Source organism: Verrucosispora sp. TAA-831, assembly GCF_050780145.1.
In the GTDB taxonomy this organism is placed as follows: domain Bacteria; phylum Actinomycetota; class Actinomycetes; order Mycobacteriales; family Micromonosporaceae; genus Micromonospora.
The window spans coordinates 15041-26279 of record NZ_CP192240.1 but is presented as its reverse complement, the minus strand read 5'-3'; the positions used below and the strand labels follow the sequence as shown (position 1 = coordinate 26279).

The 11239-nt window shown below is 70.8% G+C and carries 9 protein-coding genes; 2 read left to right on the top strand and 7 right to left on the bottom strand.

Annotated elements, in window-relative coordinates; all coding sequences use genetic code 11:
- Positions 1 to 3: 3 nt before the first annotated feature.
- The 7 genes from ACQVFL_RS00175 to ACQVFL_RS00145 all read right to left on the bottom strand — a co-directional run bounded on the left by ACQVFL_RS00175 (position 4) and on the right by ACQVFL_RS00145 (position 8512).
- Entirely contained in the window at positions 4 to 891 is an 888-nt protein-coding gene (locus tag ACQVFL_RS00175) for a carbohydrate ABC transporter permease (RefSeq protein WP_396691945.1), read from the bottom strand.
- Positions 892 to 903: 12 nt separating this feature from the next.
- Complete coding sequence (locus ACQVFL_RS00170) at positions 904 to 1860, bottom strand: carbohydrate ABC transporter permease (protein WP_396691944.1); 957 nt, start codon at positions 1858 to 1860, stop codon at positions 904 to 906.
- 83 nt (positions 1861 to 1943) lie between these two features.
- Positions 1944 to 3314, bottom strand: a complete 1371-nt coding sequence (locus ACQVFL_RS00165; RefSeq protein ID WP_396691943.1) for an ABC transporter substrate-binding protein — start codon at positions 3312 to 3314, stop codon at positions 1944 to 1946.
- 359 nt (positions 3315 to 3673) lie between these two features.
- Complete coding sequence (locus ACQVFL_RS00160) at positions 3674 to 4675, bottom strand: LacI family DNA-binding transcriptional regulator (protein WP_396691942.1); 1002 nt, start codon at positions 4673 to 4675, stop codon at positions 3674 to 3676.
- 72 nt (positions 4676 to 4747) lie between these two features.
- Complete coding sequence (locus ACQVFL_RS00155) at positions 4748 to 6226, bottom strand: dihydrolipoyl dehydrogenase family protein (RefSeq protein WP_431728270.1); 1479 nt, start codon at positions 6224 to 6226, stop codon at positions 4748 to 4750.
- Between the two features lie 55 nt (positions 6227 to 6281).
- Positions 6282 to 7604 carry a cryptochrome/photolyase family protein gene (locus ACQVFL_RS00150; RefSeq protein WP_431728269.1) on the bottom strand — a complete coding sequence of 441 codons (1323 nt, stop codon included), beginning with the start codon at positions 7602 to 7604 and terminating at the stop codon, positions 6282 to 6284.
- Positions 7601 to 8512 carry a phytoene/squalene synthase family protein gene (locus ACQVFL_RS00145; RefSeq protein ID WP_431728268.1) on the bottom strand — a complete coding sequence of 304 codons (912 nt, stop codon included), beginning with the start codon at positions 8510 to 8512 and terminating at the stop codon, positions 7601 to 7603. Before ACQVFL_RS00145 ends, ACQVFL_RS00150 begins: the two co-directional genes overlap by 4 nt.
- Positions 8513 to 8577: 65 nt before the next feature.
- On the opposite strand from ACQVFL_RS00145, the gene ACQVFL_RS00140 reads away from it, so the two are divergent.
- Both ACQVFL_RS00140 and crtI read left to right on the top strand, forming a co-directional pair.
- Positions 8578 to 9732 (top strand): polyprenyl synthetase family protein, encoded by a 1155-nt coding sequence (locus ACQVFL_RS00140; RefSeq protein WP_396691938.1) that lies wholly within the window; start codon positions 8578 to 8580, stop codon positions 9730 to 9732.
- Positions 9732 to 11228, top strand: coding sequence for a phytoene desaturase family protein (gene crtI, locus ACQVFL_RS00135; RefSeq protein ID WP_431728267.1), 1497 nt, complete (start codon positions 9732 to 9734; stop codon positions 11226 to 11228). The genes ACQVFL_RS00140 and crtI overlap by 1 nt, the downstream gene beginning before the upstream one ends.
- The last annotated feature ends 11 nt before the right edge of the window (positions 11229 to 11239 follow it).

Sequence of the window (11239 nt, the reverse complement as noted above, 5' to 3'; positions counted from 1 at the left end):
GGGCTAGCCCTTGAGTCCGCCGGTGGTCAGGCCGGACATGATGTTCCGTTGGAAGATCAGGAAGATGACCACCGTCGGTATCGCGGCGATCACCGAGGCGGCGATGACCACGTTCATCGGCGTGCCGCCCGCGAAGGCGTAGATGCCCACGCTGACCGTCCGGGTCTCCGGTGAGGGCATCACCAGCTTCGGCCAGAGGAAGTCCTTCCAGACGGCGGTCACCGCGAAGATCGAGACCACGCCGAGGATCGGACGGGACATCGGCAGCACGATCGACCAGAGGGTGCGCAGCGGCGTCGCCCCGTCCATCAGGGCCGCCGACATCAGGTCCTCCGGTATCGAGTCGAAGAACCGCTTGAGCAGGAAGATGTTGAAGGCGTTGGCGACCAGCGGCAGCCAGATCGCGAACGGTGAGTCGAGCAGGCTGATGTTCAGGATCGGCAGGTCGATCACGGTGACGTACTGCGGGACGATCAGGACCATCGCCGGGATCATCAGCGTGGCCAGCATCAGGCCGAGGATCGCGGAGCCGAGCACCGGCCGCAGTTTCGACAGCGAGTACGCCGCGGCGGTGTCGAAGACGAGTTGGAACAGTACCGCCCCGGCGGCGTAGTAGAACGTGTTGAACAGCAGCTTGGCCAGGGCCAGGTGGTGCCACGCGTCGGCGTAGTTGCGCCACTGCGGGTCCTGCGGGAACAGCGACGGAGGGGTCTGCGCGATCTCCTGACCGGACTTGAGCGCGCCGGTGACCATCCAGTAGAGCGGCCCGAGGAAGACCAGCGTGAAGCCGATGACCACGACGACGAGCAGCGTCCAGTAGATCGTCCGGCCGGGGCCGCGCCGGAGTTGCGCCTGCGAGATGAGGGTGCGGGTGCCGGAGTCCTGTGCCATGGCGTCGGTGTCCTAGTCCTGTTTCGCGGTCAGCCGCAGGTAGACGGCGGAGAAGCCGGCCAGCACGACGAGCATGATCACGCCGAGTGCGGCGGCACCGTTGAGGTCGTTCTGGAAGAACCCGTGCTGATAGATCAGGTACGCGACCGAGGTCGCCGAGTCCTCCGCGCCCGCGCCGTTGGCCAGGATCAGCGGCTCGATGAAGAGCTGCATGGTGGCGACGATCTGGAGCATCGCCAGCAGGGCGAGGATCAGTCGGGTCTGCGGGATGGTGACGTGCCGGATGCGCCGCCAGATCCCGGCGCCGTCGAGTTCGGCGGCCTCGTACAGCTCACCGGGGATGTTCTGCAGGGCAGCCAGGTAGATCAGTACCGCGCTGCCCATGTTCATCCAGGTCGACGCGATGACCATGGCCGGTACGGTCATCTCCGGGGACTGCATCCACTGCGAGGTGGGCAGGCCCAGCCCCTTGAGGATCGCGTTGAACAGCCCGGCGTCGCCGGGGTCGTACGCGTAGAACTTGAACAGGAACAGGGCCGATGCGGGCGGCAGCATCACCGGCAGGTAGACCAGGATCCGCAGGTATCCCCGGGCGTGCCGGAACTCGTTTAGCAGGACCGCCACGAAGAACGGCACCGCGTACCCGAGGACGAGCGCGAGACCGGTGAAGTAGAAGGTGTTCTGCCAGGCCGTCCAAAAGCTGGGGTCGTCGAGGATGCGCAGGTAGTTGTCCCAGCCGACCCAGGTGGTCTCGCCGCGCCGGGTGCGCTGGAAGCTCATCACCACGCCCCGGACCATCGGGTACCAGGAGAAGACCGCGAAGCAGAGCACCGCACCGATGAGGAACGCGTGCCCGGTGAGGTTGTCCCGGACCTTGCGGCCGAGGCTGGACCGTGGTGGCCCGGTCGGGACCGGTGAGCTGGTACGCCCCGGGGCTCGGGTGGCGGCCGGGGCAGCGGTGATCGCCAAGGCAACTCCTGGTGGGGGTGGGACGACCTGGGCGGTACGGCGGGGCGGGGCGGGGGCCGTTCGCCGACCCCCGCCCGTACGGGTCAGCCCTGCGCGGCGAGGAGTTGGTTGACCTTGTCCTCGGCGGTCTTGAGCAGCGCGTCGATGTCGGCGTTGCGGTTGGTCAGCACCCCGGACATCGCGGCGTCCAGGACCGCGTAGATCGCCTGCGCGTTGCGTGGCTCGCCCTTGATCGGGACCGGGTTGGCCTCGAAGATGGCGAAGTTCGCGGTGTCCACGTTCGCGTTCGCCTTCCGCAGTTCGAGTTCCTGCTTCTGGGCGTCGCTGCCGTTGGTGAACAGCAGCGGCTGCGGCAGACCGACCGGGTAGTTCTGCGGCTTGGCGCGGGCGTAGTCGAGCTGACCCTTGCCCGGCGTCAGCTTCTGGTAGGCGATCCACTTGAGACCGGCCTTGACCTGTTCCGGAGTGAGGTCCTTCTTGAAGAAGTAGCCTTCGCCACCGCCGAGCGTGCCCAGCGCCGTGCCGTTCTGACCGGGCAGCGGTGCCATCGCCCAGTCCTCGAACCTGCCCTGGAACTGGCTGACGATCGCCTGGGTGGTGTCGGGCGCGCCGACGAACATGCCGACCTTGCCCGCACCGGCGTTGGTCAGCAGGTCACCCCACTGGAGCAACTGGCGGTCGCCCATGCTGTCGTCGCCGTACCGCATGTCCTTGAGGTTCTGTAGGACCTGGCGGCCCTGCGGGCTGTTGAAGGCGGCCTTGCCGCCGTCCTCGGTCAGCACCTGGCCGCCCTGCGAGTAGAGCAGTGCGGTGAAGTGCCAGCCGCCGGTGTTGCCGGCGCTGTACTCGGCGTATCCGGCGATCCCCTTGCCGAGGGCGGAGATCTTCTTGGCCGCCTCCCGGACCTCGCTCCACGTCTTGGGCGGGTTGTTCACGTCGAGCCCGGCCTGCTGGAACAGCGCCTTGTTGTAGACCAGGCCCATCGAGTAGTTCTTCACCGGTACGGCGTAGAGCCTGCCGTCGTCGGTGAAGACCTCCTTGAGCGCCGGGTCGACGCTGTCCCAGGTCGGGATGGTCTCGGCGGTGGCGTGCGCGGTGATGTCCATCGCCTGACCGGAGTCGAGCACCTGCTGGAGATCGGTCATGTACCCGTAGAACACGTCGGTCACGGTGCCGCCGGCCAGACGGGCGGTGAAGTCCGGCGGGTTGTTGCACTGCTCGCCGACGCTGACGCTCTTGACCACGATGTCGGGGTTCTGCCGCTGGAACTCGGCGACGTCCTCGTTCCAGTTCTGGAGCAGTTCCTTCTGCGCGCCGACCGGCTGGCAGTCGACGGTGATGGTGACCTTGCCGCTCGCGTCGTCGCCGGCGTCGCTCTTGGTGGAGCACGCCGTGAGGCTGAGCCCGGCCACGAGCGCCAACGCCGCAGCCTTCCGGTACTGCGGTACGGACATCTGTCCATCCCTTCGGGGAACGAAGTGTCGCCATGAAGTTCGCTGAACCGCGGTGATCGTCACCGCCGCGATGCCTGTTGCTGATCGGTGTCCACCCCGCACCCTGACCCCGTGTGATCGACCGGGGGCCGGGTGTGAGTGGAGTCACTGTAGCGAAGGCGACTCATTCCAGCAAGGTTTCGATCTGATGATGAAATTTAGCGACACTGCTCCGAGAGATACGGACACAGGACTCTCGTCGCCGCCGCGACGACGAAGGCCGCCGACCGCGAGCAGCGGTCGGCGGCCTTCAGAGGTCGCGCGGGGTCAGCGGAGGGCGGACGTCGGCCGGGGTCGACGCCCCGGGCCGACGGACGGGATCAACGTCCGGGCGCGGGCGCGGTCGAGCCGCGTACCACCAGCTCCGGCTCGAAGAGCAGCTCGTCGGTGAGCACACCGCCGCCCTCGATCTGGGTCACCAGCAGGTCCACGGCGGCCTGCCCCATGGTCTCGATCGGCTGGCGCACCGTGGTCAGCGGCGGGTCGGTGCAGGTCATGAACGCGGAGTCGTCGAAACCGACCACCGAGACGTCACCCGGCACCGAGCGGCCGAGCCGGCGGACCGCGCGGATCGCGCCGAGGGCCAGCACGTCGCTGGCGCAGATCACCCCGGTCACCCCACGGTCGACCAGCTTGGTCGCGGCGACCCGGGCACCCTCCATGGAGAAGCTGGACCGGGCCACCAACTCGGTGTCGTCGCCCCAGCCGGCGACCCGCCCCAAGGCGGCCAGCTTGCGTTGCGACGGCACGTGGTCCTCCGGGCCGAGCACCAGGCCGATCCGCTCGTGCCCGAGCGAACGCAGGTGGCCGTACGCCTGCTCCACCGCCACCGCGTCGTCGGTCGAGACGCGCGGGAAGCCCAACTCGTCGACCCCGGCGTTGACCAGCACCACCGGCAGGCCCCGGTCGGTCAGCCGGCGGTAGTGCTCGTGCGAGGCGTCGGCCAACGCGTACGAACCACCGGCGAAGATCACCCCGGAGACCTGGTGGTCGAGCAGCATCTCCACGTACGCCGACTCGGAGACCCCGCCGATGGTCCGGGCGCAGAGGGCGGGGGTGAACCCGCGTTGCGCCAGGGAACCGGTGACCACCTCGGCGAGCGCCGGGAAGATCGGGTTCTGCAACTCGGGCAGCACCAGACCCACCAGCCGGGCCCGTTCGCCGCGCAGTTTGCTCGGGCGTTCGTAGCCGAGCACGTCCAGGGCGGTGAGCACCGCGGTCCGGGTCGCCTCGGCCACGCCACCGCGGCCGTTGAGCACCCGACTCACGGTGGCTTCGCTGACGCCCGCCTTGCGGGCCACCTCGGTCAACCGTTTCGTCACGGCCGCAATCCTACGTCGTGTGGCTGCAAAAACAGAACAGCCATCTGTCACGGACTGACGGGTGACGTCAGATCACGAGCCCAGATCCCGCAACGCCTCGGACACCGCCCGGTGGAACGTGGGATACGCGTAGATCATGTGCCGGAGCTGCGCCACCGGCACCGCCGCGTGCACCGCCACCGCCAGACCGGAGAGCACCTCACCACCGGCCGGACCGGCCGAGGTGGCCCCGACCAGCACCCCCTGGTCGGCGTCGGCGATCAGCTTGATGAACCCGGCAACCTCGGTGCGGTGGATCCACCCCCGGGTGGACGAGGCGAGTTCGGTGAAGCCGACCTGCACGTTGACGCCGCGCTCCCGGGCCTGCTGCTCGGTCAGACCGACCGCGCCGATCTCCGGGTCGGTGAAGGTGACCCGGGGCAGCGCCCGGTAGTCGGCGCGGGGCACCGAACCGGCCCCACCGCCCGACCCGGTGGCCGCCAACGAGCTGGCCACACCGACCGCGCCACCGACCACACTGGAGGTGCCGCTGGGATCCGCGCCGCCGTCCGCCCGCCGTACGTGGTCGAGCAGGTCGGCGACCACGATGGACGCCTGGTACATCGCGATGTGGGTGAACGCCCCCTCGCCGGTCACGTCGCCGACCGCCCAGATCCCGTCGGTGACGTGCAGCCGGTCGTCCACGGCCAGGTACCGACGACTCGCGTCGACCCCGACCGTGTCCAGCCCCAACTCGTCGAGGTGGGCACGGCGGCCGGTCACCACCAGCAGCCGCTCGGCCGTGAACTCCGCGCCGTCCGCGCCGTACAGGGTGAACCCGTCCGGGCCGTGCGCCACCCGGGCCGCGCGCACCCCGGTGTGGATCTCGACACCGTCGGCACGCAACGCGGCGGCGGCCACCTCGGACGCCTCCGGCTCCTCCACCGCGAGCACCCGGTCGAAGGCCTCGACCACGGTGACACGTACGCCGAACCGGGCGAACACCTGGGAAAGCTCCAGGCCGATCGCCCCGCCGCCCAGCACCAGCAGCGACTCGGGCAACTCCTCGACCTCGACGGCCTCCCGGTTCGTCCAGTACGGCGTACCGGCCAGCCCGTCGATCGGCGGCACCGACGGCGCGGTTCCGGTGCCCACCACGACCCCGTGCCGGGCCTGGAAGACCCGATCGCCGACACGTACCCGACCCGGGCCGTCGAGTCGGCCGCCGCCCCGGACGAAGTGCCCGCCCTTGCCGGTGAAGCGTTCCACGGCGACCCGGTCGTCCCAGTCGTCGGTGGCCTCCGAGCGGATCCGCTGCGCCACCGGCGCCCAGTCCGGCCGCACCTGGGCGGTGCCGGCGAGCCCGTCGACCCGCCGCGCCTCGGCCAGCGCGTTGGCCGCCCGGATCATCATCTTGCTCGGGATGCAGCCCCAGTACGGGCACTCCCCGCCGACCAGGTTCCGCTCGACGCCGACCACGGTGAGACCGGCCTCGGCGAGCCGCCCGGCCACCTCCTCACCGCCGACACCGAGCCCGAGCACGACCACGTCCACGACTTCCGGCTCCGCCATGCCGTCAGCATCGCGCACCGGCCGCCCGCCGACCACCCGGCCCACCCGGCGCGTCTCAGCGCAGCCAGACCGGATCCACCGCACGCGCCGCCGTCGGCGGCGGGTAGTCCAGGCTCTCGCGGAGCGCCTCGGGCAGCCGCCACGGCTGGTGCACCGCCTTGCCGGACACCGCCGCCAACTCCGGCACCCAGCGCCGCACGTACGCGCCCTCCGGGTCGTACCGTTCGGCCTGCCGGATCGGGTTGAACCCCCGGTACGGCCGAGTGTCGTTGCCGGTGCCGGCCACCCACTGCCAGTTGCCCGAGTTGTTGGCCACGTCCCCGTCCAGCAGCCACCGGGAATAGACCGCCAGCCCGGAGCGCCAGTCAAGACCGAGCGACTTGGTCAGGTAGCCGGCGGTGATCAGGCGCGCCCGGTTGTGCAGCCAGCCCTCCGCCCGCAACTGCCGCATCCCGGCGTCCACGATCGGAACGCCGGTACGGCCCGCCGTCCAGTCCTCGATCGCCTCGTCGTCGTACCGCCACTGCTCGGTGGCGTTGCGTCGGTAGGCCGTCCGGCAGATGTCCGGGAAGGCGGCGGTGACCTGGTGGTAGAAGTCCCGCCAACAGACCTGGCGGACGAAGGGTGATGCGGGGTCACCGGCCCGGTTCGCCACGGTCAGCGGCGACACGCAGCCGAACCGCAGGTAGGGGCTGATCCGGGAGGTGGCGTCACCGGCCATGTCGTCGTGCCGGTCGCCGTAGTCGGCCAGGTGCGGCAGCCACCGGTCGAGCCGACGCCGCGCCTCCGTCTCGCCACCCACCGCCGCGTCCGGTGACTCGCCGTCGGGCAGCGCCGGGAGGCGGCCCACCGAAACCCCTCCCGGCAGCGACACCCGGGACGGCGCGGCCAGTTCGTCGCGCCACCGCTGCCCGCTCCAGGCCCGGTGGTACGGGCTGAACACCCGGTAGTGGTCGCCACCGCTCGGCTTCGTCGCCCCCGGATCGACCACCGTCAGACCGGGGAAGAAGCGCAGGTGCAGCCGATGCCGGTCGCACTCGGCGCGCAGCCGGTCGGCCCGCCGGGTGGCGTACCGGGAGACGTCGGCCGACAGTGCCACGGCCTCGGCGCCCACCTCCCCGGCCAGCCGGATCGTCTCGGCCACCGGGTCGCCGTGCCGCAGCACCAGGTCACCGCCGAGCCGACGCAGCGCGTCGCGCAGGTCGGCGAGACTCTGGTGCAGGAAACGGGTGCGGTTGGGAGAGCGTCGCGCCAGCACCGGGTCCAGCACGTACAACGGCACCACCCGGTCGAAGGCGGCACAGCTCGTCGCCAGCGCCGGGTGGTCGTGCACCCGCAGGTCGCGGGTGAACAGCACGACAGCGGTACGAGCGCTCACGACAGCCGGGGCCCGGGCAGCTCGACCGGCGTACCGGCCGGGGTGAGCAGGGCGCGGGAGGCGACCGCCATCCGGCGTCGCCGGGGCACGGTGGCGCGCCGGACGAACACGTCGTAGTCCTGGGCGGCCACCTCGTCGAGGATCCCGCCGTACAGCGCGTACGCGGTGCGGATGCAGGCCTGCGAGGCGGAGTCGAGCAGCAGCACCCCCGGTGCGGCAGCGGCGTAGTGGGTCTGGGCGCGGGCCACCTCGTGCCGGATCACCTCCCGCACCGGCTCGGTGGTCCGACCCGCCGCCCGACAGGCCAGCAGGTCCTCGCGGGTCACCCCGAAGGTCTCCAGGTCCTCCTTCGGCAGGTACGTCCGGCCCCGGTCGAGGTCCTCGGCGACGTCCCGGACGAAGTTGGTGAGCTGGAACGCGAAGCCCAGTTGACGGGCCGGTTCCCGGGCCGCCGCCGGGGCGGAGCTGCCCAGGATCGGCAGCATCATCGTGCCGATGACCGCCGCCGAGCCCTCCATGTAGTCCAGCAGGTGGGCGTAGGTGCGGTACGAGGTCACGGTGAGGTCCATCGCCATGCTCTTGAGGAACGCGGCGAAGTCCTCCCGGTCCAGGTCGAACACGGCGATGGTGTGCAGCACCGCCGGCAGTAGCGGGTCGTCGACCTGCTCGCCGTGCAGACCCGCGATGAACCGGCCGCCCCAGTCGTCCAGCCGGGCGGCACGCGCCGGCGGCGGCAACGCCTCTGTCTGGTCGACGATCTCGTCCGCGTACCGGGTGAATCCATATAAGGCGTGCACATGACGCCGTTTCCATGCGGGTAGGAGGCGGGTGGCGAGATAGTAGGTACGCCCGTGGCGTTTGTGCAGCTCACGGCACCTCTCGTAGGCGGCGCTGAGATCCGTCTCCACGGGCCCTCCTCGAAAACCGACGCAGCAATCGACGCAACTTGAAACCTTAGGGTACGCTCAGCCGCATGGCCAGCGACCGACTTACCGGTAACCTGCTTCGCGTGGGGCCTGAGCAGCCGGTCGGGAACGACGACCCGATCCGGGCCGTCCTGGCCGCTTACACCCGGGATCTCGTCGCCGCCGTCGATGAGACCCTCACTGAGTTCCTGACCGCCGAGGTCGACGCGCTGACCGAAATCGACGCGGCGATGGGCGGTTTCGCCGCAACGGCACGTGACTACGTCCTCGCCGGCGGCAAGCGGGTCCGCCCGACGTTCGCCTACTGGGGATGGCGTGGCGCGGTCGGCGGCGACGAACCGCTGGCCCCGGTGCTGCCCGCACTGGCCACGTTGGAGCTGCTGCACACCTTCGCGCTCGTGCACGACGACGTGATGGACGCGTCCGCCACCCGTCGCGGCCGACCCACCGCCCACATGGCGGTGGCCGCCCAGCACGCCGCCGCGGGCCGCCACGGCGACTCGGGCCGCTTCGGCGAGGCCGTCGCGGTGCTGATCGGCGACCTCTGCATGGTCTGGGCCGACCAGTTGCTGTCCCGCGCCGCCCTGCCCCCGGGTCGGCTGCTCTCGGTGCGCCGTGGATACGACCGGATGCGGGTCGAGACGGTCGCCGGGCAGTACCTCGACATCCTCGGCGAGGCCGACCCGGAGAGCTGGTCGGTCGACCGGGCGCTGCGGGTGGCCCGTTACAAGACCGCCAGCTACACCGTCCAGCGTCCGCTGCTCTTCGGCGCCAGCCTGGCCGGCGTCACCGACGACGACCGGCTCACTACGGCGTACACCGCCTACGGCCTCTGCGTCGGGGAGGCGTTCCAGCTCCGCGACGACCTGCTCGGCGTGTACGGCGACCCGGTCGCCACCGGCAAGCCGGCCGGCGACGACCTCCGCACCGGCAAGCCGACCGCGCTGCTCGTACTGGCCCGGGAGATGGCCACTCCGGCCCAACTTGAGGAGCTGGACGGCACCGGCGGCCCGGTCACCGGGCCTCAGGTCGCCCGGCTGGCCGAGGTGGTCGTCGACACCGGCGCGGTGGACCGGATCGAGCGGATGATCGACGAGCGGGTCGACCAGGCCCTGGCGGCGCTCGACACCGTCGCCGTGGACGAGACTGCGCGGGTGGCGCTGGCCGGTCTCGCGGCGGTGGCCACTCACCGGAGGGCGTGATGGGGAGATTCTCGGTGCGGACCGTGGACGGCCGTACGGATCGGGTGGTGGTCGTCGGGGCGGGTCTCGGTGGCCTGGCCTGCGCGCTGCACCTGGCCGGCAGCGGACGGCAGGTGACCCTGCTGGAACGTGAGCCGGTGCCGGGCGGACGAGCCGGGCGGCTCAGCGTGGACGGCTACGAGTTCGACACCGGTCCCACCGTGCTCACCATGCCCGACCTGATCGCCGAGGCGCTCGGCGCGGTGGGCGAGGAGTTGTCCGACTGGGTCGACCTGATGCCGCTCGACCCGGCGTACCGCGCCTACTACCCGGACGGCTCCACGCTCGACGTGCTGACCGACACCGCCCGGATGGCGGCGGAGATCTCCCGGGTCTGCGGGCCCCGCGAGGCCGACGGCTACCTGCGGTTCGTCGACTTCGCCCGCAACCTCTGGCGGCTGGAGCGGGCCGACTTCATCGACCGTAACCTGGACGCGCCCACCGACCTGCTCACCGCCAACCTGCTCAAGCTGGTCGCCACCGGCGCCTTCCGGCGTCTGCAAACCAAGATCGACCAGTTCTTCCGCGACCCCCGCACCCGGCGCATCTTCTCCTTCCAGGCGATGTACGCCGGCCTCGCCCCGCACGACGCATTGGCCATCTACGCGGTCATCGCCTACCTCGACTCGGTGGCCGGGGTCTACTTCCCGCGCGGCGGCATCCACGCGGTCTCCCGGGGGCTGGCCGGTGCCGCCGAGAAGCACGGCGTCAAGATCCGGTACGGCACCACGGTCACCCGGGTGCAGACCGCCAACGGTCGGGCCACCGGCGTGCTGACCGCCGACGGTGAGTTCGTCCCCGCCGACGTGGTGGTCCTCAACCCCGACCTGCCGGTGGCCTACCGCGACCTGCTGCCGGAGGCCAGGCAGCGCCGACTGACCTACTCGCCGTCCTGCGTCGTGCTGCACGTCGGGTCGTCCCAGGGCTACCGACGCATCGCCCACCACAACATCCACTTCGGGCGCGCCTGGAAGGGCACGTTCGACGAGGTCATCCGGCGCGGCGAGCTGATGAGCGACCCATCCCTGCTGGTCACCAACCCGAGCCGGACGGATCCGTCGGTCGCCCCCGCCGGACGGCACACCTACTACGTGCTGGCCCCGGTGCCCAACCTGGAACGGGCACCCTTCGAGTGGCGTGGCGACCTCACCGCCCGGTATTCCGACCAACTCGTCGCCACTCTCGAGGAACGCGGCTACGTCGGCTTCGGCGCGGGCGTCGAGGTGCTCCGGGCGATCACCCCGGCCGAGTGGGCGGAGCAGGGCATGGCCGCCGGCACCCCGTTCGCCGCCGCGCACACCCTGTTCCAGACCGGCCCGTTCCGCCCGTCGAACCTGCACCCGTCGCTGTCCAACGTGGTGTTCGTCGGCTCGGGCACGCAGCCCGGCGTCGGAGTGCCCATGGTGCTCATCTCGGGCAAGCTGGCCGCCGGTCGCATCACCGGCGGTGGCCGGTGAACGGAGGATTG